The following is a 24,122-nucleotide window of genomic DNA, read 5'->3' as shown; positions in this document are numbered from 1 at the left end:
TCAATCACTCAATGAACCTTAAGAATGGAAAGGTTATATGTTGCTGAAATTTTTCCGTGTGGACTTTGATTAACCAAACAAATGTTGAATGCCCAGATTTATCAAAAAACCACCCGCCATCAGCCAGACAAATAAAATTAGAGCTAATAAAATGGGTTTAAATCCGGCCTGACGGATGGCGCTCGCATGAGTCGTTAAACCCAACGCCCCCATTGCCATAGTAAGCATAATAGTATCGATATTAATCAGAAAATGAACTATTGCGGCAGGTAGTAAATTGAAAGAATTAAAACCCGCTATTGCAATAAACATCACTGCAAACCAGGGGATAGTCATTGGTGTTTTTTCCTGACGGTTTTTTCCATTTTTAGTGCTGGCTCGGCTAATGTAACGGGATAATAACAACAGGAATGGCGCCAACATCATAACCCTGAGCATTTTACTGATAACGGCTGCGTTTTCCGTTTGATCACTAATCGCATGTCCAACAGCAACAACTTGAGCGACTTCGTGAATGGTAGAGCCAGTAAAGATACCGAAAGTTTCCTGAGTAAGTGGTAACCACTGATAATACTCATTGAGTTGATAAAACCACGGATAAATGAAAATAGCGATAGTGCCAAAGATGACAACTGTCGATACCGCAACAGCAACTTTACTGGCAGGGGCGTTTACTACCGGCTCTGTTGCCATAATAGCTGCTGCGCCGCAGATGCTGCTACCGGCGCCAATTAGTATTACCGTTTGCTGATCTAATCCAAACAGTGATTTGCCTAGCCAGATTGTAATAAAGAAAGTGGAAGATAATATCACTGCATCAATCAGAAGGCCGGTAATGCCAACATCGGCAATTTGTTGAAATGTCAAACGAAAACCGTAAAGAATAATACCGGCTCGCAAGAGATAATGTTTTGAGAAATGGATACCCTTATCGCAATAAGGTTTGAGTAGAGGGTAGACAGTATTACCGGCAATCATCCCCGCGAGGATCGCCAGCGTTAATGCGCTCAGTCCCATATTAATAAACCACGGGATATTTCCGGCATATATTGAAATTGCAGTAAGTATTGCCGCCAATATTAACCCTGGTATTAATTTGATACCGGGGATAGATGATTGTTTGTTGAATCTTTCAGCACGGATATCAGACATAGATGTTTCTCACTTTGCTTATATGTTTTAAACATAAGCATATAGCAGATGATATTATCATTAAAATTGATAATTTTTTTATATGTAATCTAAAAAAGTGGTAAAAAAGAGGATTTTTGTTAAGTTGTTTATTACTGTATAAAATTAAAACAAGCTAACTTTGACTGACACCATATTTTGCGGGGCGATATGCACATCACATTGAGGCAGTTGGAAGTTTTTACTGAGGTATTAAAAAGCGGTTCAACAACGCAAGCTTCTCAGCAATTGGCGTTATCTCAGTCCGCAGTGAGCGCCTCATTAACGGATCTGGAAAACCAGCTTGGCGTACAGCTTTTTGATCGGGTAGGAAAGCGGTTGGTGACTAATGAACATGGCCGCCTCCTTTATCCCAAGGCTTTGGCGTTGCTAGAGCAGGCAGGGGAAATTCAGCAGTTATTCAAACAGGAGTTGGGAGCGTTACGTATCGCTGCCAGTAGTACTATTGGTAATTATATGTTGCCGGAAATGCTGGCAAATTATCGTCACGATTTTCCTGATACGCCGTTAGAGTTAAATATCAATAATACGCAGGATGTGATCAATTCTGTGCTGGAATTCCGTGTTGATCTTGGTTTGATTGAAGGTCCCTGTCATAGCCCTGAGTTGATAACTCAGCTGTGGATGGAGGATGAATTGGTTGTTTTTTCTTCTCCCGAAAATCCGCTAGCTAAGCGGGATTTAAAATTGGATGATTTAGTTAAGGCATCATGGATATTAAGGGAGAGCGGATCGGGTACACGAGAAGTGCTGGATCATCTGTTGTTTGCCCGTTTACCTGGGTTCAAGATTTTGATGGAATTGGGAAACTCTGAAGCGATAAAACATGCGGTCAAATTTGGTATGGGTATCAGTTGCTTATCCAGACGAGTCGTTGCGGAACAATTGCAAAATCGCACTTTATTGGAGTTAAAAGTGCCTGGATTAAGGCTTTTCAGAACATTGTACCTAATTCATCATCGGCAAAAGCACATGTCTAACGCATTGCAAAAATTGCTCAGTTATTGCCGGTAAGGTTTACGTTCTGTCTAAAATCCAGAATTAGCTGTGTTACTTATAATTTTCTCTAAATTATGAAGGTATCTTATAACAGCGCGTCCTCGCTATTTTGATAGTGAGGATTTGTTACAATCCGCCATCAGATTTATTCGCAGCTAACAGGAACAGAATGTCTCAACAACAAAAAAGTGTTTCCGGGAAACCAGTAGCGCAACATTTGCGACGTGAATTGAAAGCTCGGCATCTGGCGATGATTGCCGTTGGCGGATCAATAGGCACCGGGTTATTCGTGGCTTCAGGCGCGACAGTTTCACAGGCAGGGCCTGGCGGAGCATTACTTTCCTATGCATTAATTGGTTTGATGGTTTATTTCCTGATGACCAGTTTGGGTGAATTGGCCGCTTATATGCCGGTTTCCGGCTCTTTCTCAACGTACGGTTCCAAATATGTTGAAGAAGGGTTTGGTTTTGCCTTGGGTTGGAACTATTGGTACAACTGGGCGGTGACTATCGCGGTGGATTTAGTCGCTGCTCAATTGGTTATGGGGTATTGGTTGCCGGATATGCCGGGTTGGATCTGGAGTGCGCTATTTCTCGCGCTGATTTTCCTATTGAATTTTATTTCAGTGAAAGGATTCGGTGAAGCTGAGTACTGGTTCTCTTTAATTAAAGTCAGCACGGTTATTGTTTTTATTGCGGTCGGATTGCTGATGATAGCCGGTATCATGAAAGGAGCCGAAGGAGCTGGATGGCATAACTGGACTGTGGATGATGCGCCTTTTGCCGGTGGTTTCTCAGCCATGATTGGCGTGGCGATGATAGTTGGGTTTTCTTTCCAGGGAACCGAGCTGATTGGCATTGCAGCGGGTGAATCAAAAGATCCGGCGAAAAATGTTCCTAGTGCTGTACGTAAGGTATTCTGGCGTATTCTGTTGTTCTATATTTTTGCAATCCTGATTATCAGTCTGATTATTCCTTATACTGATCCAAGCCTACTGCGTAATGAGGTCGGTGATATCAGTGTTAGCCCGTTTACGTTGGTATTTGAAAACGCCGGTTTGTTATCCGCCGCAGCTATGATGAATGCGGTTATTTTGACGGCTGTGTTGTCTGCGGGTAATTCAGGTATGTATGCATCAACTCGTATGTTATTCACATTGGCAAAAGAGGGTAAAGCACCAAAAATTTTTGGCAAATTATCCAAAGGCGGTGTTCCACGTAATGCTTTGTATGCGACAACAGTGGTTGCTGCGTTGTGTTTCCTCAGTTCAATGTACGGTAATCAGACCGTCTATCTGTGGTTGTTGAATACCTCTGGGATGACCGGTTTTATTGCATGGTTGGGGATTGCTATCAGCCATTATCGTTTCCGCCGTGGCTATATAGCTCAGGGATTGGATTTAAGTAGGTTGCCTTATCGTTCGGGATTTTTCCCGGTTGGCCCAATTTTTGCGTTTGTTTTGTGTCTGACGATCACACTAGGACAGAATTATCAAGCATTTCTACAAGATAAAATTGACTGGTATGGTGTCACTGCAACTTATATTGGTATTCCATTATTCCTGTTGATTTGGTTTGGTTACAAGTTAGTGAAGAAAACTCACTTTATTAAATATAGCGAGATGAAATTTCCTGATATCGCAAACCAGTGAATGTGAATATGTTAAATCGTGATTAGCAGACGGGCAGGGATCTTTGAAAAAATTCCTGTCCGTCTGGTTTTTATGGTTTTTTAATTCGATTCGCGGTTAATTTATTATTATCTTAATGTTTTATTTATCTGAGTAGATCAGCCGTTATTGATAGGAAATTAAAAGAAAACCCCCATTTTGTGATCAGATGGGTGTTTTTTATTTTTCATAGAGTTAATCATACAATTAATCACGTAATTTACCAAAATTTGTGTAGATCATATTGATAAGTATTCTCATTTGGCCTATTGTTAACGCCATAATTATTAATATCAAAGGGCTAGCAAAATGAAATTTATATCTCGATCTGTAGCAAAGAGTATCAGTGTCGGCCTGTTAGCGGGTTCGGCAGTCGTGGCAAGCTTCGCATCATGGGCTGAAACGGTCACCGACATAGTTGGTCGCACCGTTGAAGTTCCTGAGAATGTAAATCGTGTTTTGTTGGGCGAGGGCCGTTTGTTCCACGCTATCGCTTTACTTGAAGGCGATAAACCACTGGCCCGTATCGCAGGTTGGCAAGGTGATTTCCGCAAATTGGACCCACAGTCTTATGCTGTCTATAAAGCTAAATTCCCTGAAATTGACAAGGTTCCTTTGATTGGTAATACCAGTGCTGATAGTGTCAGTTCTGAAAAAGTATTAACTCTTAACCCGGATATCGCTATTTTTGGCTTGTCTGGTCATGGTCCTGGTAAAGACAGCGAATTGGTTGCTCAACTTGAAAAGGCAGGTGTTCCGGTTGTATTTGTCGATTTTCGTACTGAGCCGTTAAAGAATACGCTGCCGAGCATTCGTATGCTAGGTAAAGTACTAAATCGTGAGAAACAGGCGGCGGAATATGCCGATTTTTACGAAAAAAATGTAAAACTGGTGACTGACATCACTAATAAAATCCCGGAAGAGAAAAAACCAACAGTATTTATCGATTTGAGAGCGGGTGCTTTTGAAGACTGCTGTGCAACTGCCGGTGACGGTAATATGGGTAACTTTATCGATTTGGCTGGTGGTAAAAACATTGCTAAAGGTGTTCTGCCAGGCGTACTTGGTAACATGAACCTCGAAAAAATTATTGCAGTTGACCCTTATATTTACATTGCTAGCGGTGCAAAAGCGCCAGACAGTAATGAACCTGGTGTAAAACTGGGTGCGCAATCTACGCCTGAATTAGCAAAAGCCAGTCTGAAACAAATGACTGAACGTAAAGGTATTAGCTCGTTGACTGCGGTCAAAGAGGGCAGAGATTATGCGATTTGGCATAACTACTACAACTCTCCATATAATGTGGTAGCAACTCAAGTATTTGCTAAGTGGTTCTATCCTAAGCAATTTGCAGATTTAGATCCGCAAAAGACTCTGAATGAATTACACAGTAAATTCCTGGCGGTTGATCCATCAGGGGTCTACTGGATCAGTGAGAAGTAATCGGTAAGTCAGGTAACGGGAATAATGAGCGCCACTACTGAGCCAATGGTGAAACAACAATTAGATGACAGCAGTGTAAAAGTCCATTACCAATATATTTTACGTCGCCGTATTGTGATGATGGTATTCATCGTGCTGATTATTGGTGTGTCATTGGTATTAGATTTTACGATAGGGCCATCAGGTTTATCTTTGTCATCTCTCTGGCAGACTTTAGTGTCGCCAGAGAGTGTGGATGCGGGTACACGGGTAATTGTTTGGGATATCCGTTTACCATACGCCCTGATGGCGGTAGTGATTGGCCTGTCTCTTGGGCTGGCTGGCGCGGAAATGCAGACGATCTTAAATAACCCATTAGCCAGTCCCTCTACTTTAGGGGTTGCTCAGGCGGCTGCATTTGGTGCTGCGTTGGCGATTGTATCTGGTATTGGTATTCCTGGCGTGCCTGATCAATGGTTCATCTCTGCGAATGCTTTCATTTTCGCTTTGTTGGCCGCATTGGTGCTGGATACGATTACTCGTTTGACACGCGTTGCTACGTCTGGGGTAGTATTGTTTGGTATCGCGCTGGTCTTTACCTTTGAAGCATTGGTTTCCATGATGCAATTTATTGCGACGGAAGATACCCTTCAGGGGTTAGTACTCTGGACAATGGGTAGTCTTGCCAGAGCAACCTGGATAAAACTGGGTGTTATGTTGTTGGTGTTTACCGCTGTTTTTCCTATTTCAATGATGAATTCCTGGAGACTGACAGCGCTGCGCTTGGGTGAAGATCGTGCAATCAGTTTTGGTATCAATGTTCATCGTCTGCGCTTGGGGACATTATTGCGTATCAGTATTCTCGCCGCTTTAGCCGTTGCCTTCGTTGGGCCAATTGCCTTTGTCGGTTTAATTGCGCCACATATTGCCCGTATGATGTTTGGTGAAGATCATCGTTTCTATTTGCCAGCCAGTGCCCTAATTGGCGCATTGGTGCTCTCTATGGCGTCCATTGCTTCGAAGAACCTTATCCCAGGTGTTGTTATTCCTGTTGGGATCGTTACTGCGTTAGTTGGGGTTCCATTCTTCCTTAGCATAATTTTACGTCATAGGGGGAATATATGAGCCAGGGATTAGCTATTAGCAATTTTTTTGCCGGTTATCCGAAACATTCGGTTATTGAAAACCTGAATGTTGCTCCGTTGCCGCGTGGGAAAATTACAGTACTGTTGGGGCCGAATGGTAGCGGTAAATCAACACTTCTGCGTTCTTTGGCTGGTTTAAATCGTGCAACAGGTCAACTTTGGCTTGATGGTCAAGATTTGATGAATATGAGTTTCGCCCAGCGATCGGAAAATGTGGTTTATTTACCACAGAGTTTACCTGCTGGTGTTCATTTACATGTACTGGAATCGATTATCGTTGCTCAACGAGCGTCCGGATGGCGTCATTCTGAAACCAGTGAAGAAGAGGTGATGTCGTTATTACGTCAGTTGGGGATTGAACACCTGGCATTATGTTATTTAGATCAATTATCTGGCGGCCAAAAACAGTTGGTCGGATTGGCGCAATCGTTAATCCGTAAGCCAACGTTATTATTGTTAGATGAACCGCTTAGTGCGTTGGATTTAAATTATCAATATCACGTAATGGCGCTGGTGGCGCAAGAAACGTATCGGCGGAATATTATTACTGTGGTCGTTGTACATGACATTAATATCGCGTTACGTCATGGCGACCATGTATTAATGTTGCAAAAAGGCCATTTAATTGCAGAAGGAACTCCAGAGCAAGTTATTACGTCAGAGAGTCTGGCACAGGTTTATGGCGTCAAAGGCAGAATTGAACGTTGTTCTCAGGGCATTCCCCAGGTATTAGTTGATGGATTGGTTTCAAAGCTAGCGAGTGAGAATTCATTTTAATTTGTTATTTAAATTATATTTTTTACGAAATATGGCATAAATTACGCACAAAAATGGAATGTACATAACTGTACGTGGGGAATGATTTATTTTTCTTATACTACGGTGTGCTAAAAGCGACATTTTTTGTCTGACTGATGCCGAAAGCCTCTCTTTACTGAAAAGGGTAATAAAGAGAATGAGTTAATAAGATAGACTATTAAAGTCAATAAAAATATAACCTTATACTTTATGGTAATAAGATGTCAGTAAACGAATAGAACTACACAGGGATAAATATTTTATTCACGTTATCTTAGCATATGCTGATTATTCATTTTTATTAAATGAACTACTTAGTAAGCTGAATTTCAGTGATCAATATTACGTAATGGTGTTGGTATCACGAGAAACATATTGTCGTAATATTATTACCTTGGGTAGTTTATGATATTAATACGGTTTTGTGACATGGTAAGGAATTAAACACAGTTATCAGAGGGGTATTTTGCAGATATTGATTTCAAAAATAAAGATTGAGGGTTAAATTTAACTTGTTGTTTAAATTATGTTTTTAATAAAGCATAGGCGTGGAATACGCACAAAGATAAGAATGTGCATCATCGTACATGGGGAGTGGTTTATTTACCTTATATTACTGTGTGTTTAAAAGCTAACTGTATTTTAAAACTACAGTTTTTTCTGGCTAATGCTGGTATTTACTCTTTAACTGCAAAGGATAGTAAATGGAATAGGTTAATAAGATGGATTATTGGAATTAATAGAGAATATTGTCTTATGTCTTATGGTAATAAGATATAAGTAAACTAATAAAATAATAAAACTACACAGAGGTAAATATTTTATCCTCGTTATTTGAGCACATGTTGATTATCCATTTTTATAGATGAATAAAGTGAAATTATATCTTTTGGAGAATCGGGAATGGGTGTTTTTAATAAAAGAAAAATCGCGTTAGGCGTTATTGCTGCAATCTCATCTAGCTCAGTTTTTGCGGCTAGCAATAATGACACTATTATTGTGACTACAGCAGCAGGCTTTCAACAGAAAATTGAAGATGCGCCAGCGTCTATTTCTGTGGTGAGCCGTGAACAATTGGAAACTAAGGCTTATCGTGATGTGACTGATGCATTGAAAGATGTGCCGGGGGTTGTTGTTACAGGGGGTGGCAGTTACAGTGATATCAGCATTCGTGGTATGACATCTCAATATACTATGATTCTGATCGATGGTAAGCGTGTTGATACCCGTGGTACTCGTCCAAACAGTGATAATTCGGGTATTGAGCAGGGTTGGTTGCCGCCGTTGGCCGCGATAGAACGTATCGAGGTGGTGCGTGGTCCTATGTCTTCCCTTTATGGTTCTGATGCGATGGGTGGGGTAATTAACGTGATCACCCGTAAAGTTCAGAAAGAGTGGAGAACCAATTTCCGTACCGATACGACATTAACTGAAAGTAAAGATTCAGGTAATAGTTATCAGAGCAGTGTTTATACAGCAGGGCCAGTCGTTGATGGCTTGCTAGGTTTGAAAGTCAATGGTCTATATTCTCACCGCAACGAAGATAAATTTATTAATGGTTTTAGCGAGCAAGAAATGCGTAACGGTTCAGCTACTCTTTCTCTGACACCTGATGATAAGAATACTTTTGATTTTGAAGCGGGTCGTTATGAGCAGAAGCGTAATGCTATTAAAGGAAAATCGTCTCGTTATGACTCGAAAAGTGATTATGATCGTAATAACTACTCTATTACGCATAATGGTATTTATGATTTCGGTACCATGACTTCATATATTCAACATGATGATTCACGTAATCCTGGTCGTGATATGAGGTATCGGGATACTGTGTTTAACAATCAAACCGTCCTCCAGTTATTAGATGATCATACTGTGAGTATAGGGGGGCAATATCGTTATGAGAACTTACATGGTGGTGATAATAGACTAGCTTATACTAATGGCTTGGATAAATTGACTCGTTGGAGTTGGGCATTGTTTGCTGAGGATGAGTGGCAAATGACCAATGATTTTTCCTTGACTGGTGGTATCCGTATGGATAAAGACGAGAATTTTGGTAGCCATTGGACTCCACGCTTATATGGTGTGTGGCATGTAGATGAACAATGGATAATTAAAGGTGGTGTATCTACTGGTTATCGTTCTCCGGATTTGCGTTATATTTCGGCGGATTGGGGGCAGCAAACAGGTGGCCGAGGTGGCGGAAATGGTATTATTCTCGGTAACCCGAATTTGAAACCAGAGAAAAGTGTAAATGAAGAAATTAGTGTTATCTGGAACAATCGAGATAATTTTAATGTTGGGCTGACTGTATTTAATACTGATTTTAAAGATAAAATCACAGAAATCACAGCTTGTAGTAGGGGGAGTTCAAAACCTTGCACTGTCGGAACGGACCCGCATAGATATACATTTATCAGTGAACGTATAAACGTACAAAAAGCTAATATTCGTGGTGTAGAAGCGACAATGAACTGGGATATCGTTGAAGACTGGTCATTGGCTGCAAACTACACTTACACCGATTCAGAACAGAAGAGTGGGAAAAACAAAGGAAAACCTTTGAACAAAATGCCTAAGCATATGGTGAATGCGACTCTGAACTGGCAAGCCTTACCAGAAATACAAACTTGGACTCGAGTTAACTTCCGTGGCAAAACTTCAGATTATTTAGATCGTGGTGAAAGAATGAGTGAAGGAACACCGTCTTATGCCTTTGTGGATATAGGCGCTGTTTATAATCTGACCAAAGATTTACGCGTGTTGGGCGGTGTGTATAACGTATTTGACAAACGAGTGAACAGTGAGAATTATGGGGCGCAACTGGATGGTCGTCGCTATAACATTGGTATCAATTACGACTTTTAATAACGCGTTCTAACTAACAGTGCCATAATCCTCTTTGTTTGTTGCTGACAGAGGGGATTTTTGTTTTTTACTTATGCCGGTAAAAACTGAATAGCAATCCGTTTTGTGTTGTGCTAAAACTTAGTTCATGTCAAAAAAATGTGTATGACACCGTTGAATTCCATAGCGCCATCAATGAGTGTGGTAAAAAATAATGAACTTTTAGTGCGGCGAGTATTGCTATTTCAGGTCTTCGAGTGCAGAATTCGCCCACTAGAGAATAACTGATGCGTTTATATGTGTCGGTTATTTTTTTTGCTTTGACTTATTTTTTACTATACCAGAGGCCGGACTCTGAGCCGGATAGATAATTGGCCCACGAGCAACCGCAACGAGGATCGGTTGCCGTAATGAGGAACGCTAATATGGAGCAATTATTCTCTTTCGCACTTGTACCAATCGGTACATGCTGCTGCATCGATGACTACGGAGCATTGCGCTCTGCATATAATCCAGCCTCTAACTCTCCTGCCTATAGGCAGAAGCGAAGTCTTCCCAGTAACTGTCGATTAAGTAGTGTCATAACACGAATCGAAGTTATGGGAGGTTTCGCTCATGTCGCGTAATACTGTAATTCCACTAGGCACCAACCAGACTGGTGCGAACAATCGAGTTCAACTCAGAAAAACACTGACTTTAGTTCAGGTGGTGATGATGGGTCTTGCTTATCTGCAACCTATGACCATCTTTGATACTTTCGGCATTGTTTCTGGTTTGACTGACGGTCACGTACCGACATCCTACGCTATTGCTTTGATTGCAATTCTGTTTACCGCCTTGAGCTACGGGAAATTGGTAAAACGTTTCCCATCTGCCGGCTCTGCATATACTTATGCACAAAAATCCATTAGTCCGCATGTTGGCTTTATGGTGGGTTGGTCATCGCTATTGGACTATATGTTCATGCCGATGATTAATGTCTTGTTAGCGAAAATTTATCTTCAGGCCATTTTTCCTAGCGTAGATCCGTGGATCTTCGTCGTGGGTTTTGCATTACTGATGACAGCTTTTAACCTGCGTGGCATTAACGTTGTTGCTAATCTCAACACAGGTATTGTGATTGTTCAGGTTGCCATTATGGTTGTATTTGTGGGCTTACTGATCCACGGTGTGTACAACGGGGAAGGCGCGGGAACTTTATGGAGTGCGAAACCATTCGTTTCTGAAGATGCCAATTTAATCCCAATGATCACTGGGGCTACGATTTTGTGCTTTTCATTCCTGGGGTTTGATGGCATTAGCTCGTTGTCCGAAGAGACGCCGAATGCTGGTAAGGTGATCCCGAAAGCGATTTTCCTGACGGTATTAATCGGTGGTGTCATTTTTATTGCGGTTTCTTATTTCTTGCAGCTCTATTTTCCGGATATCTCTCGGTTCAAGAACCCGGATGAATCTCAGCCAGAAATTATGCTGTATGTAGCGGGTACTCTGTTCCAAGCCATTATCTTGGTGTTCTCTTGTGTCACCGTTTTAGCTTCTGGTATGGCGGCTCACGCAGGGGTTTCCCGTCTGCTCTATGTTATGGGGCGTGATGGTGTATTTCCTGAGAAAGTATTTGGCTATGTTCATCCAAAATGGCGGACTCCGGTAATCAACGTGTCGTTGGTAGGCATTATAGGATTATCTGCGATTACCTTTGATCTGGTGACTGCAACAGCTCTGATTAACTTTGGTGCGTTGATAGCGTTTACCTTTGTGAACTTGTCAGTCATTTCTCAATTCTATATCCGTGAACGTCGTAACCGTACATTAAAAGATACAATTAATTTCTTGGTATTACCTGTGATAGGTGCTTGTACTGTTAGTGTACTGTGGATGAATCTGGAACAAAGTTCTATGGAATTGGGGCTAACTTGGGGAGCAATTGGTCTGATTTATATGGTATTTCTGACCCGTCGCTTCCGGCAGCCGATGCCGCAATGCTCTGAAATGGTTTAATATCTAGCAAAAGAATAATGGCGCCGAGTTTGGCGCCATTATTTTTCCTATGTTGTCAATTTATCGTAATAGTGAAGAAAAGGGAGCTTAGGAAAAAAAACAGCGAGGTAGCTTACAGATAAGAAAAATTTCAACGGTAAACGGAGAAAAACAATCTATGCTCTGAGAGGTGATTATTATTAAGGAAGAGACTATGAATGGTACAAAAACCTCTCAAAATCAACAATTCATTACTACCCTGACCAATATTGTCGGTAAATCTCATATCCTGACTGCCCCCCATAAAACTGAACGTTATCGTAAAGGCTTTCGCTCCGGCCAGGGAGATGCTTTAGCTGTCGTATTTCCCGGTTCACTGGTGGAACAGTGGCGTGTGTTTAAGGTCTGTGTTGAAGCAGATAAAATCATCTTAATGCAAGCGGCCAACACGGGGGTAACCGAAGGTTCTACTCCGAATGGCAAGGATTACGATCGTGACATCGTGATCATTAGCACACTACGCATGAATAAGATTCAGATTTTAAAATCGTGTAATCAGGTAGTTGCGCTACCGGGCAGTACATTATGGCAACTTGAACGTGCTCTCAAGCCACTGGGGCGTGAACCTCATTCAGTTATTGGTTCTTCCTGCATCGGCGCTTCTGTGGTTGGGGGCATCTGCAATAACTCAGGGGGTTCTTTAATTCATCGTGGGCCGGCTTATACCGAAATGGCATTGTATGGACGAGTTAATGAGCGCGGTAAGCCGGAATTGATTAATCATCTGGGGATCTATTTGGGAGAAACGCCGGAAGAGATCCTCTCTTGTCTGGAAGAACAGCGTTATAGTAATCAGGATGTAGAACAGGGGCAGCGTAAAGCATCTGATCATGAATATTCCCAACGAGTGCGTGACGTAGATGCTGATACTCCATCTCGTTTCAATTCTGACGAGCGTCGTTTGTTTGAAGCTTCAGGTTGTGCGGGTAAGCTGGTTGTGTTTGCAGTCCGGCTCGATACTTTTCCGGCAGAACCTTTGTCTCAAGTGTTTTATATCGGTACCAACCAAACTGGCGTATTGACGGAATTGCGTCGCCATATATTAGCAAATTTTCATAATTTACCGGTGGCAGGTGAATATATGCACCGGGATATTTTCGATATTGCGGAAACTTATGGTAAGGATACTTTTATCATGATTGATAAGCTTGGTACTGATAAAATGCCGGCTTATTTTACTTTAAAAGGGAGAATGGACGCTATCTTCAATCGTATCCCATTTTTGCCTGTCAATCTTATCGATCGCATTATGCAGGGGTTAAGTCGCTTACTTCCTTCCCATTTGCCTAAGCGTTTAAAAGAATATCGTAATCGTTTTGAACACCATTTGATATTAAAGATGTCCGGCGATGGGGTTGAAGAGGCCAGAAGCTGGTTGGAAAAATATTTTAGCCAGGTAGAAGGGGATTTCTTTGCTTGTACACCAGAGGAGGGGGCTAAAGCGTTCCTGCATCGTTTTTCCGCTGGTGGTTCAGCGATCCGTTATCAGGCGGTGCATAGCAACACAGTAGAGAATATCCTTTCACTGGATATCGCTCTGCGCCGTAATGATCGTGAATGGTTTGAACAATTACCCCCAGAGTTTGATGATGTGTTGGTACACAGACTTTATTGTGGGCATTTTATGTGCTATGTGTTCCATCAGGATTACATTGTGAAAAAGGGGGTAGATGTAAAGGCATTGAAAGAAAGAATGATAGAACTGCTTGATAAAAGAGGGGCGGAATACCCGGCTGAGCATAATGTGGGGCATGTATATCAAGCTAAACCCCAACTTAAGGCTTTTTATCGGATGACTGATCCCACTAACACTCTCAATCCAGGAATTGGAAAAACATCCAAGCTGAAAAATTGGGGCGAAAGATCTTAATGTCAATATTCTCAGTAGTTATAACGATATGCTGGTACTAAAAAAGTTCAAATCTGTAAAAGTTGATGACAATCATTCTGTTAGAAAGAAAGGCGAGTATATATGACTCGCCGTTTTATATTTGTTCTCGACCCGTTTAATTATCCAGCCAGTTGCACTGCATACTCCATGAGTGCTTTGAGCTGACGGCATTTTTCTTCATTGCTTTGGTGTTCAATGAAGAGTTGTTCAATTATAAAGAAATATTCATTCAGTTTATCCTGAGTTAAGACATCTTGACGATGACGTAACCAACGCTGTTGTTCATCGTAAGTTAGAGTAGCGGGATAGTTTCTGGCACGGTAGCGGAATAACAGCGTTTTAATACGTGGGTCCTGAAAAGTCAGATCGAGTGCCGGTAAATTTTGAGGCAGAGTCTCACGGATAATATTCATTGCTGCTTTGTCGGCATTACTAAAGAAACCGTCATACAGTTTAGCGTCAACATTATCGGATTCAGGGAAAGGTTCGGTCTCTGCAAACAGCTCTACAACTTTTTCTCTGATTTGTGGATTATTCTGTAGAATAGCCAGATTTTTTTCGCAGTGATTACGATCTAATCCAATACGTTCAGCGTCTTCTGCTCGCAAAGTATTATCGGGGGCGATTATCGGGCACTTATTAATATGAACCAATTTTATAGGGACTGGCAATTGATCTGGCTGCAATTCATCATGGCGAGTATATAGACGTTCACGTAACGTATCTGCATCCAATTCCAGTAATGGTGAAATATCTCCAGCTAAATCGCACATAATAACCGCATTCTGGTTTACTGGATGCCAGGCAAGAGGCGCAACTAAACTGAGGTTGCTGCGGGCAGCGCCAAACATCCCGGAAACATGAACCAGTGGTTTCATTTGAGGGATATCGATGAGGGCGCTAATTTTCTGCTTATTTCTTAACTGAAAGAAATAATTGAACATCTTTGGCTGTACTTCTTTGAGTAATTTTGCCATTGCGATCGTGGCGTAGACATCGGACATAGCATCGTGAGCATGTGAATGTTCAACGCCATTTGCCTTAGTCAGATGTTCTAACTTAAAGCTAGGTAGACCATCTTCATTCTCTGGCCAGACAATACCTTCGGGGCGCAAGGCATAACAGGCACGCAATACATCAAGCAAATCCCAACGGGAATTGCCTTTTTGCCAACTATAAGCGTATGGATCATAAAAATTACGGTAAAAGATATTCCGGCTGACTTCATCATCAAACCGAATATTGTTATAACCGAGGATACAACTGTTCGGTACGCTGAATACATTATGAATCCGGCGGGCAAATTCCGCTTCATTGACCCCTTTTTCTAAGGCAATTTGCGGAGTAATGCCGGTAATCATGACAGCTTCTGGTTGTGGAAGATAATCATCAGCGGGTGAACAGTAAATAACTAATGGCTCTTCAATAATATTGAAATCCATATCAGTACGAACACCAGCAAATTGAGCCGGTCTGTCCAAGGCCGGATGTTGACCAAAAGTTTCGTAGTCGTGGATGTAGAAAGTGGGTTGTTCGCTGCTATTTTTCACTGTTGTTCACTGTCCAAGGTTGTTGATTAATTATTCTTTTACCGCGTAGTTTGGTTTTAATCAGCTTTAATGTCCAAATAAAATGGTAATTTATTATTTAGTGTTAATTCAGGTCTGATAGTGGTTGGTTATTTACACAGGTGTCTATCAGATTACAAAGTCATACTAGGCGTATCTGTAATTTTTTACCGACAGCTGCTGCATATTTTTTCAATGTATTATACGAAGGCCCTTGTGTACCAGAAGCTAGCCCACTTTCAAGCCGTGTGATGGCCGTTGCTTTGGTTCCCATGCGTTCAGCTACTTGCGCTTGTGTTAGCCCGGCTTTTTTGCGTGCAGCTAGCAGTTCATCAAGCAATGCAAATTCTTGTTCCAGTTTCTCGTATTCAGCTTTTACAGCCGGATTTGACAGCATTTTTGCAACCATTTCATCGTGTGTCATAGTTGGAGGGGTATATTTACTAGTCATTTTTTACCTCTTTCATTCTGATTTCGGCTTTCCTGCGTTCTTTAAGTGGGGTCTTTTGCGTTTTCTTCACGAAGCTGTGCAGCATCACTATACGGTGCCTAATCATTGTGCAATAGAACACGCGAGCAATCCCTTCAGCCCCTTTGAGTCTGAGTTCAAACAACCCATTACCAAACGCTTCTGTGTGTGGTTCTCCGAGGTTGGCGCCATGTTCTCGCATTCTTTCGGAATACCTGATGTAACGGGCTTGAAGTGTGTCAGGGAGAGCAAGGATCTCGTTCTCCACCTCGGTGCTATAGTAATCGATAGTATATTTCATGAACCAAAAATAACAAAATTGTTATATTTTTGCAATGCTTTGCTAATGTGAAGCAGGTATATGTGACTGTTCCTTGTCCTATTGAGTTGTATCCTAAAAGTTGGACGCCAGATTACTGACTTAAGGGGGCAGTTCTATGAAGAAAAATATCCCGTTGCCTCTAGGATTCAGGTTGCTGAGGATTTCATGTCAGGTACTTTTGGCGTTAAACTGACTGCAAAACATTTTGGTATTTATCATAGTACTATTGTGTACATATTTTCTTACTTTTTGCTCCATGATCGGAAGTTGGTTATTAACATTTTGAGTACTTGGAATAAGAAATTGTGTGTTTTAAGACCATTTACCCTTGACAATATTGACCTGCCAACCGCAGCATGCATCGAAGTATTGAAAAAATAAACGAGGTGAATATGTCAAATTTAATTTATTTAACAGTTAAAGGTCAAAACCAAGGGTTAATTTCTGCTGGTTGTGGTAGAAGAGACTCAATAGGTATCAAAGCGCAAAATGGGCACGAAGATAAGATCTTCGTCTATAGTCTGCAACATCTTATGACTCGCAAACAAAATGTTTCACATCATCCGGTAATTATCACTAAACCTATTGATAAAGCTTCTCCTTTATTAGCAAAAAGCTTGGATGATAACGAAAGGTTAGAGTGTTTTCTTGAATCTTACCGTACCAGCGAAAACGGTGGACTTGAGCTTTACTATACAATTCGTCTTGGGCAAGCGTATATTGTTAGTTTAAAATCAGACCACCCGCATTCATTAACCAGTAATCATATGATGCCACAGGAAATTCTTTCAATAGTATATGCCAATATTACCTGGAATAATGTGGCGTGTTCAACGAGTACGTATAGCATTTGGGATGAAAGGGTTTTTTAATGGATGGAGCTAAAGAAATTGCTGAAAAAATGGTTTCGGCTATTAACGATGATAGTAGCTGGCTTACTGGGTTTGCTGAGGGAATATTAGATATTCCGGTGGATTTTTATTATCTTGGTTATGATTATCTTGATACTGATCATCGATGGGATAATGAAAATGACAAATATCGTTTTGTTGGATTGGTAAAATCAGAAGCAATTACGCTTAATAATCTTGAAAGGGTGATTCAGATTATTTTTGAAGATTACTTAGGTAAGCTGAGTGAAGAACAAAAGCAACGATTAATCGAAACGAAAGCTGGGAAAATGTTTGGGGGTATGATTTCGAAATATGCCATATTCAGAGGGAGCCTTGGTGCTTTTTTTGGTACAAAATGGTTCACAAAATTCGGCGGATCAATAACGTTTATTGGGACGTTGGGAATTGGTGCTTCAGTTTCTAGAGCGATTTACACTTCTAGGGAGTTAGCTCAAACAAACCCAACCTTATATATGCAGTTAAGGAGAGAGGGTAACTTGGATTTACTCTATTTTTTAGTTGAGAGTAAAATGGAGCCATATGTCAGAGCATTGGAAGCGTATGATGAAAATCGAGATTTATTTAATGAAATATTTGATGAATTCTCTGTAGGGCTAGATCAATGAAGATAGTAAGTATATTGATGAACACCGTGGTGCATATAGTACAGGCAGTAATTGGTACTCTATGTGTATTTTCAGTCATGGGTTTAGTCTACTTTACACTGATGTCAACATTGGAAAATCGATATCAGTATGCGATAGTTGCAGGTACATGCTTGGCGTTTTCTATTTTTTTTACTACATTACAGAAAAAATAAAAGAAAAATGTGGGTTATTTCATTAGATTATGAAAAATGGTTCACTAAGCTTAGGGGATCTATAACATTTACTGCGAGAAGGTAACTTGGATTTACTCTATTTTTTAGTTGAGAGTAAAATGGAGCTGTATATCAGAGCATTAAAGGCGTATGAAGAAGATCGTGGTTTATTTAATGAATTTTCCGCAGGACTGAATAAATGATAATGACGATAATAAGTATATTGATGAAGATCGTGATGCATCTAATACAGGGGGTAGCTGTTAGTATTGGTACACTTTCAGTGGGTGGATTAATCTATTTTACACTGATGTCAACATTAGAAAACCGATATCAGTATGCGATAGTTTCAGGTATATGTTTGGTGCTTTCTGCGTTTTTTTACTATATAACGGAAAAAATAAAAGAAAAATACATATTATTCCAATAGGTTATAATTAGTAAATAGAATAGTTATTCTTTACCAAGGTGGATTCGACTAATAAGTACATTTTTCAGGAAGGGCTTTTCTTATTATCAATGGTATTATCACAGGAAGTCTATAAATACCTTTTACTAGTTTGCTGATGAATTGTTTAGGCAATTTTACCAGCAAACAGGGTATATAATAATTAGAATATATTTATCTTTATTAAGGATAATTAATTTCTTGAAAATGTTCATTGATAGATTCAATATATTGTTCACTTAAACCAGTTTCATATTGAATTCTCTCAAGTAAATTTGTTCTATTGACGCTATAAAATGGTTTAATAGAAATCCCATTTTTGGGGTGGGTTATTTTTATAATTGGAATTCTTGTCCTACGTGCATGGCCAAAAGAGATTTCGTAACCATTCAAATCAAAAGGAATTTTTTTCATCACCTAACCTAATTATCGTTATATTTTTCGTCAATTTTAATTATGTTTCAGCAATAAGGAAATTTTTATTTTATTATTAAGATGGGTATCACAAATATAGCCATTTTGAACATGTATTTAAATAATAAACTAATAAACTAATAAACTAATAAACTAATAAACTAATAAACTAATAAACTAATAAACTAATAAACTAATAAACTAATAAACTAATAAACTAATAAACTAATAAACTAATAAACTAATAAACTAAATGCTTTTCCATTGGATATAAATTTTATTAAAAATAGTTACCTGAAAATCTTATCTTACAAAGAGTTGTAAAATAAAAGAATGAATACAGTTTAAGATGTATATAATATTAGATAATGTTAACGTTTTATTCAATATTTTATCGTGCTCTATATAATTAATTGTCTTTATTTGGTTTGTTTATTAATATTTTGTTTAATTTCTGAATGGAATTAAATTTATAGTTTTTTATTAATTTTTCATGAGAAAATAATTGAATTTTTATCATATGAAAATATATAAATTTTGTCTCTGACAAATATGTAATTACGTTTGTTAGATAATCATGGAGATAATAGTGATTAATAATAGTACACTTGAAACCTGAAAAAATTATAGAGTAAGAGATGGAAGATGAGCGATAGGGAAAAATTGTGCTTCTGTCAGTGGAGGATTGGCGATTTATTATTCATTCGCAATGGCCGATTGTTTTCGATTGAGTCAATATGTTGAACTTTTAGCAAGAAGTTAACAGGTTTATGTAATTAATGAGAATCAATAAATAACGGAAACTAACTTGTCTATTAATGATTTTGGTCTTATTGTGTAGTTAAATTGGATAATCTGTACGTTTGAGTAAAAGAAAGGTATGAAAATGGACAATGCAAATAAACCATCATTCCACAATGTGCTGGAGTTTGTACGTATGTTTCGTCGTAAGAATAAGTTGCAGCGTGAAATCGCAGACAATGAAAAGAAAATACGTGATAACCAGAAACGAGTTTTATTGCTTGACAACTTGAGTGAATACATCAAGCCCGGTATGTCAATTGAAGATATTCAGAGCATCATTATGAATATGAGAAGTGATTATGAAGACCGCATAGATGATCACATAATTAAAAATGCGGATCTTTCTAAAGAGCGTCGTGAATTGTCTAAGAAGCTTAAAGCAATGGGCGAGCTCAAATAGTATCGTTAGATAACCACGCATTGATGCGTGGTTATTCTTACCGACTATGCAACCGCCCAATCAGGTTCAAGTTCTGGATCAGCTAAGGCATAAATCTGCTGATATGAAGTTTCTTCTTCTGCCATAATTGCGAGTTGATGTGCGACATCTTGGCGACTCACTGCACCATGAATTTCACTCTGATATCTTTGGCAATGGCCTGTTCCTGGTTTATTTGTTAATCCGCCTGGGCGAATAATTGTGTAATTCAAGGAACTTGTCTGGAGGTAGCTTTCTGCCATTGATTTACGCCTGACAGATTGACCAAACAATGATTTAGCTCTAGGTGACAAGGTTTTCCAGCCTTCGCCACAGCCTATTGAGGTAACGAGTAACATACGTGTTATTCCAGTTTTCTCAATAGTATCAATAATAGTCATATTGCCAGAGAGATCTGAATCAATTCCACCAATAGTAGAAAAGACGATTGCCTCTGAACTTACATGTTGTACTGCTTTTTCAACATCTTCCGCATTACAGGCATCACCTTGTATCACTTTGACACCTAAAGCACTTAGCTCAGTAGCTTGCTGAGAATTGCGGATAAGAGCAATTACGGGACGTTTTTGTTGCACTGCTACAGTCACGAGATGACGTCCAACGCCACTACCGGCACCAAAAATAAGCCACGGCTTCATAGATTATTCTCCTGGTTAAATAAGAAATCGAATGATAATTAATTGAACAGAATAACTGTGACAATCGTTTAAACTAACTCTTATGTAGATAGAATAAAATTAATGGTAACTATTTTTGTGGGGTTAGTGGCAAAAAAAATGGCTCCCCAAAAAGAGCCATTCTGCTAACATTAAATAATGTTATTTATTCGAAAGACTGTGGTTTAGCCATTGGTGAAGCGGCCGCGTTAGTGGCTGAATGGCCCCCAGCTCCTCCTTTCCCTTCAAAATGAGAAAAAGGTCGTTGCCATTCGTTAATAATAATGGATTTTTCAATCATCTTAGGGGCTGGAGCTTTTGTCATCGGCGCATAAGCATGATGAATTTTTGCTATAACGGCAAGAGGCTGTTTAACCATTTCATCTTTACTCTCTTCGACAGTCATCACTGCTGCAATTTCTTTAGAAACAACAATGTCTTCTTCTGTTTCAGGTTGCTGTTCAAATTCAAGGGCAATCGGCGTTATTGCAACAAGTTCAATAACTGACGGCTCTTCCTGCATTAATTCGGTTTGTTGTAGAACAATGTCATTTTGTTCCGTAATGCCTGTTTCAGGTCTGATTCCGTCCTGGCGAACTTCCAGCGTCTCCGTTACCTTAGGCGATTCAGTGATGGTTTGCTCAGATTCTGCAATAACGGTGATTGCAGAATCTGTCTCTGCTGCTATTGTTGGCAATACCTCATTTTGCTGTTCTTGCTGTTCGATCATGGCAATTTCCTCAGGAATTTCTATGGAAATCGGAACCACCGGATAGCGAACCCAAACTTTACCGGAAGCCATTTCTGGTGATGCAACAGCCATAGATAATGGCGCCGGTGATTGAAGTAGATTTCTTTCATCACGGTAACGGCGGCGGCGCTGACCACTAACGCGCAAATGACGAGGTGAGCGACGAGAGCGGCGTGGCATAACATTATCTTGTTGCTCTTTATTTTCAGCCAGTTGTTGTGGCTGAACTGTTTCTACAGGTATTTCAACCGGTGCTGGTAATTGCTCTTCTGTAACAACAGGAACCGGCAGTGAAGCGGCAGTTGTAACTTCTTTCACTTCATCTATGATGCGGATTTTTTGTTCAAGCTGACGACGTTGGCGACGTGGTGCGACTGGCAGACGCTCTTCAACCTCATTTTCAACGACTTCTGGCTTCTGGATTTCAAGTTGCTGCTGACGTTTTTCTTCCTGACGACGGCGTTGACGTTCGGCACGTTGCTCGCGACGTTGCTGCTGTTGAGCTTCACGAGCAGCCGTATCTATCGTCATGTTGTTATCTTGAGCGCCATTTTTCTGTTGAGTATTACGATTTTTCCGTTGCTCGTCGCGATCACGGTTATTACGTTGCTCATCACGCAGATTATTATCATCACGATCTTTACGTGAATTTTGACGGCGTTGGTTACGTCGTTCAGAAGAGCGACGGCTATCATGACCGGATAATTTATTCTCTTTTTTCTGGGCCGGTTTTTCTTCTTCTGTGCTGAACATTTTTTTCAAAGCAGTTAAGAAGCGGCTAAAGAGACCAGGTTGTTCCGTTATAGTCTGAGCAGGGCGATTAGGCTTTTTCTCTTTTGCTTTATGTGATGGCTGCTGTGCTGGTGTATCGGCTGGTAAAGCAAAGGCAGAAATAGCGGGCTGTTCAGGACGCTTACGTTCAGGTTGGACATCATCTTGAGGATTTGTCGTTCCAGCTTCATGAAATTGAGGAAGCAGATAACTCAGTGTAGAAATTTCCTCACCCTTACGCACGCGTAAGACAGAGAAGTGGGGAGTCTGCATTTGATCGTTAGGCACGATCACCACGCCAACGTCTCCTTGACGGCGCTCAATTGCGCTGACTGCCTGGCGTTTTTCATTTAGTAGATATGAGGCGATTTGTACCGGAACAATAGCATGTACTTGATGCGTGTTCTCTTTCAGTGCCTCTTCTTCAATCAGACGTAAAATGGATAGCGACAGGGATTCGTTATCACGAATAGTCCCTGTGCCGCTACAGCGCGGGCAAACGTGGTGGCTGGATTCACCTAGCGATGGACTCAGGCGCTGACGGGACATTTCCAGTAGACCGAAGCGGGAAATACGACCAATTTGAATACGAGCACGATCCTGACGAACAGCATCACGTAGGCGGTTTTCCACTTCACGTTGATGGCGTACGGGTGTCATATCGATAAAATCGATAACAATCAAACCACCAAGGTCACGCAGGCGTAACTGACGGGCAATTTCATCCGCTGCTTCAAGATTGGTATTAAAAGCGGTCTCTTCGATATCCCCTCCGCGTGTTGCGCGAGAAGAGTTAATATCGATCGCGGTTAATGCTTCTGTGGTATCGATAACCACAGCACCGCCTGACGGCAGGCGAACTTCACGCTGAAATGCAGATTCAATCTGCGATTCAATTTGATAATGGCTGAACAGGGGAACTTCACCACTATATAGCTTGATTTTACTGGTGAAATCAGGGCGGCCAAGTGCAGTGATATGCTGCCGTGCCAGCTCGAGAATCTTGGGATTGTCGATTAAAATCTCACCGATGTCTGGGCGCAAGTAGTCGCGGAAAGCACGGACGATAACATTGCTTTCTTGATGGATTAAGAATGGCGCAGAGCGGTTTTCGGCGGCTTTTTTGATCGCCTCCCAGTGTTTAAGGCGGAATGACAAATCCCATTGTAGTGCTTCTGCGGATTTACCGACGCCCGCGGTGCGGACGATCAGTCCCATTCCTTCCGGCACTTCTAGCGATGCCAACGCCTCTTTCAGTTCTGTTCGGTCATCTCCTTCGATACGGCGGGAAATACCGCCGGCGCGAGGGTTATTAGGCATTAATACCAGATAACTGCCCGCCAGGCTGATAAAAGTAGTTAAAGCAGCCCCTTTATTACCACGTTCTTCTTTATCGACTTGAACGATAACTTCTTGGCCTTCCCTGAGAACATCTTTGATATTAGGGCGACCATGAGGATGGTAGTTATTGGGGAAGTATTCGCGGGCTATTTCTTTAATAGGAAGGAAACCATGCCGTTCAGCACCATAGTCAACAAAAGCGGCTTCCAAACTAGGTTCAATTCGGGTGATTTTACCTTTGTAGATATTTGCTTTTTTTTGCTCGTGTCCTGGGCTTTCGATATCCAAATCATAAAGACGTTGCCCGTCAACCAGAGCAACACGCAACTCTTCTTGCTGAGTTGCGTTGATTAGCATTCTTTTCATTGTAACTTACTCATTATTTTTTACATTAGTTATAGAGCCACGGGCAAATATAGATGAGCGA

At 40.7% G+C, this 24,122-nt stretch carries 18 protein-coding genes; 11 read left to right on the top strand and 7 right to left on the bottom strand.

Annotation, left to right across the window (positions count from 1 at the left end; genetic code table 11):
• Positions 1-69 precede the first annotated feature (69 nt).
• Positions 70-1,152 carry a YeiH family protein gene (locus EAE92_RS11695; RefSeq protein WP_214068209.1) on the bottom strand — a complete coding sequence of 361 codons (1,083 nt, stop codon included), beginning with the start codon at positions 1,150-1,152 and terminating at the stop codon, positions 70-72.
• 189 nt (positions 1,153-1,341) lie between these two features.
• Between EAE92_RS11695 and yieE the strand changes: the two genes are divergently transcribed.
• The 8 genes from yieE (at position 1,342) to dld (ending at position 13,978) form a co-directional block, all read left to right on the top strand.
• Positions 1,342-2,205, top strand: a complete 864-nt coding sequence (yieE, locus tag EAE92_RS11690) for a DNA-binding transcriptional regulator YeiE (protein ID WP_214068208.1) — start codon at positions 1,342-1,344, stop codon at positions 2,203-2,205.
• Positions 2,206-2,359: 154 nt separating this feature from the next.
• On the top strand, positions 2,360-3,841 hold the full coding sequence (locus EAE92_RS11685; RefSeq protein ID WP_214068207.1) for an amino acid permease: 1,482 nt from the start codon (positions 2,360-2,362) through the stop codon (positions 3,839-3,841).
• A 327-nt stretch (positions 3,842-4,168) separates the two neighbouring features.
• Complete coding sequence (locus EAE92_RS11680; RefSeq protein ID WP_214068206.1) at positions 4,169-5,302, top strand: ABC transporter substrate-binding protein; 1,134 nt, start codon at positions 4,169-4,171, stop codon at positions 5,300-5,302.
• 24 nt (positions 5,303-5,326) lie between these two features.
• A complete protein-coding gene (locus tag EAE92_RS11675; protein WP_214068205.1) occupies positions 5,327-6,406 on the top strand; it encodes a FecCD family ABC transporter permease in 1,080 nt (359 codons plus the stop codon).
• Positions 6,403-7,203 carry an ABC transporter ATP-binding protein gene (locus EAE92_RS11670; protein ID WP_214068204.1) on the top strand — a complete coding sequence of 267 codons (801 nt, stop codon included), beginning with the start codon at positions 6,403-6,405 and terminating at the stop codon, positions 7,201-7,203. The genes EAE92_RS11675 and EAE92_RS11670 overlap by 4 nt, the downstream gene beginning before the upstream one ends.
• 924 nt (positions 7,204-8,127) lie before the next feature.
• Positions 8,128-10,092 (top strand): ligand-gated channel protein, encoded by a 1,965-nt coding sequence (locus tag EAE92_RS11665; protein WP_214068203.1) that lies wholly within the window; start codon positions 8,128-8,130, stop codon positions 10,090-10,092.
• A 594-nt stretch (positions 10,093-10,686) separates the two neighbouring features.
• Positions 10,687-12,069 (top strand): APC family permease, encoded by a 1,383-nt coding sequence (locus EAE92_RS11660; RefSeq protein WP_214068202.1) that lies wholly within the window; start codon positions 10,687-10,689, stop codon positions 12,067-12,069.
• Positions 12,070-12,262: 193 nt separating this feature from the next.
• Positions 12,263-13,978, top strand: coding sequence for a D-lactate dehydrogenase (gene dld, locus EAE92_RS11655; RefSeq protein WP_214068201.1), 1,716 nt, complete (start codon positions 12,263-12,265; stop codon positions 13,976-13,978).
• Positions 13,979-14,118: 140 nt separating this feature from the next.
• Here dld and sbcB read toward each other — a convergent pair whose 3' ends face one another.
• From sbcB to EAE92_RS11640, 3 genes are all read right to left on the bottom strand, one after another.
• A complete protein-coding gene (gene sbcB / locus EAE92_RS11650) occupies positions 14,119-15,549 on the bottom strand; it encodes an exodeoxyribonuclease I (protein ID WP_214068200.1) in 1,431 nt (476 codons plus the stop codon).
• A gap of 160 nt (positions 15,550-15,709) precedes the next feature.
• Positions 15,710-16,018 (bottom strand): helix-turn-helix domain-containing protein, encoded by a 309-nt coding sequence (locus tag EAE92_RS11645; RefSeq protein ID WP_214068199.1) that lies wholly within the window; start codon positions 16,016-16,018, stop codon positions 15,710-15,712.
• Entirely contained in the window at positions 16,011-16,337 is a 327-nt protein-coding gene (locus EAE92_RS11640; RefSeq protein ID WP_214068198.1) for a type II toxin-antitoxin system RelE/ParE family toxin, read from the bottom strand. The genes EAE92_RS11645 and EAE92_RS11640 overlap by 8 nt, the downstream gene beginning before the upstream one ends.
• A gap of 413 nt (positions 16,338-16,750) precedes the next feature.
• Here EAE92_RS11640 and EAE92_RS11635 point away from each other — a divergent pair, with 413 nt between their 5' ends.
• Both EAE92_RS11635 and EAE92_RS11630 read left to right on the top strand, forming a co-directional pair.
• Positions 16,751-17,230, top strand: a complete 480-nt coding sequence (locus EAE92_RS11635; protein WP_036777266.1) for an Hcp family type VI secretion system effector — start codon at positions 16,751-16,753, stop codon at positions 17,228-17,230.
• Positions 17,230-17,877: a hypothetical protein gene (locus EAE92_RS11630; RefSeq protein ID WP_214068197.1), complete on the top strand. Its 648-nt coding sequence runs from the start codon at positions 17,230-17,232 to the stop codon at positions 17,875-17,877. Before EAE92_RS11635 ends, EAE92_RS11630 begins: the two co-directional genes overlap by 1 nt.
• Positions 17,878-18,702: 825 nt before the next feature.
• On the opposite strand, the gene EAE92_RS11625 is transcribed toward EAE92_RS11630, so the two are convergent.
• The gene (locus EAE92_RS11625; protein WP_214068196.1) at positions 18,703-18,933 is read right to left on the bottom strand and encodes a hypothetical protein; all 231 of its coding nucleotides are present in this window, start codon (positions 18,931-18,933) and stop codon (positions 18,703-18,705) included.
• Between the two features lie 886 nt (positions 18,934-19,819).
• Between EAE92_RS11625 and tmaR the strand changes: the two genes are divergently transcribed.
• Positions 19,820-20,137 carry a PTS system regulator TmaR gene (gene tmaR / locus EAE92_RS11620; RefSeq protein WP_046396789.1) on the top strand — a complete coding sequence of 106 codons (318 nt, stop codon included), beginning with the start codon at positions 19,820-19,822 and terminating at the stop codon, positions 20,135-20,137.
• Between the two features lie 44 nt (positions 20,138-20,181).
• Here tmaR and EAE92_RS11615 read toward each other — a convergent pair whose 3' ends face one another.
• The gene (locus tag EAE92_RS11615) at positions 20,182-20,814 is read right to left on the bottom strand and encodes an SDR family oxidoreductase (protein ID WP_214068195.1); all 633 of its coding nucleotides are present in this window, start codon (positions 20,812-20,814) and stop codon (positions 20,182-20,184) included.
• Between the two features lie 184 nt (positions 20,815-20,998).
• Entirely contained in the window at positions 20,999-24,061 is a 3,063-nt protein-coding gene (gene rne / locus EAE92_RS11610) for a ribonuclease E (protein WP_214068194.1), read from the bottom strand.
• Positions 24,062-24,122 lie beyond the last annotated feature (61 nt).

The sequence above is a fragment of the Photorhabdus hainanensis genome (genome assembly GCF_018448965.1).
Classification (GTDB): Bacteria; Pseudomonadota; Gammaproteobacteria; order Enterobacterales; family Enterobacteriaceae; genus Photorhabdus; species Photorhabdus akhurstii.
Note: the sequence above shows the minus strand (reverse complement) of the source record. Positions and strands in the feature narration are given on the sequence as shown.

What these genes read in the sequence shown, in the direction of transcription:
- EAE92_RS11695 (WP_214068209.1), bottom strand. Translation starts at nt 1,152, where the DNA reads ATGTCTGATATCCGTGCTGAAAGATTCAACAAACAATCATCTATCCCC.
- yieE (WP_214068208.1), top strand. Translation starts at nt 1,342, where the DNA reads ATGCACATCACATTGAGGCAGTTGGAAGTTTTTACTGAGGTATTAAAA.
- EAE92_RS11685 (WP_214068207.1), top strand. Translation starts at nt 2,360, where the DNA reads ATGTCTCAACAACAAAAAAGTGTTTCCGGGAAACCAGTAGCGCAACAT.
- EAE92_RS11680 (WP_214068206.1), top strand. Translation starts at nt 4,169, where the DNA reads ATGAAATTTATATCTCGATCTGTAGCAAAGAGTATCAGTGTCGGCCTG.
- EAE92_RS11675 (WP_214068205.1), top strand. Translation starts at nt 5,327, where the DNA reads ATGAGCGCCACTACTGAGCCAATGGTGAAACAACAATTAGATGACAGC.
- EAE92_RS11670 (WP_214068204.1), top strand. Translation starts at nt 6,403, where the DNA reads ATGAGCCAGGGATTAGCTATTAGCAATTTTTTTGCCGGTTATCCGAAA.
- EAE92_RS11665 (WP_214068203.1), top strand. Translation starts at nt 8,128, where the DNA reads ATGGGTGTTTTTAATAAAAGAAAAATCGCGTTAGGCGTTATTGCTGCA.
- EAE92_RS11660 (WP_214068202.1), top strand. Translation starts at nt 10,687, where the DNA reads ATGTCGCGTAATACTGTAATTCCACTAGGCACCAACCAGACTGGTGCG.
- dld (WP_214068201.1), top strand. Translation starts at nt 12,263, where the DNA reads ATGAATGGTACAAAAACCTCTCAAAATCAACAATTCATTACTACCCTG.
- EAE92_RS11645 (WP_214068199.1), bottom strand. Translation starts at nt 16,018, where the DNA reads ATGACTAGTAAATATACCCCTCCAACTATGACACACGATGAAATGGTT.
- EAE92_RS11640 (WP_214068198.1), bottom strand. Translation starts at nt 16,337, where the DNA reads ATGAAATATACTATCGATTACTATAGCACCGAGGTGGAGAACGAGATC.
- EAE92_RS11635 (WP_036777266.1), top strand. Translation starts at nt 16,751, where the DNA reads ATGTCAAATTTAATTTATTTAACAGTTAAAGGTCAAAACCAAGGGTTA.
- EAE92_RS11630 (WP_214068197.1), top strand. Translation starts at nt 17,230, where the DNA reads ATGGATGGAGCTAAAGAAATTGCTGAAAAAATGGTTTCGGCTATTAAC.
- EAE92_RS11625 (WP_214068196.1), bottom strand. Translation starts at nt 18,933, where the DNA reads ATGAAAAAAATTCCTTTTGATTTGAATGGTTACGAAATCTCTTTTGGC.
- tmaR (WP_046396789.1), top strand. Translation starts at nt 19,820, where the DNA reads ATGGACAATGCAAATAAACCATCATTCCACAATGTGCTGGAGTTTGTA.
- EAE92_RS11615 (WP_214068195.1), bottom strand. Translation starts at nt 20,814, where the DNA reads ATGAAGCCGTGGCTTATTTTTGGTGCCGGTAGTGGCGTTGGACGTCAT.
- rne (WP_214068194.1), bottom strand. Translation starts at nt 24,061, where the DNA reads ATGAAAAGAATGCTAATCAACGCAACTCAGCAAGAAGAGTTGCGTGTT.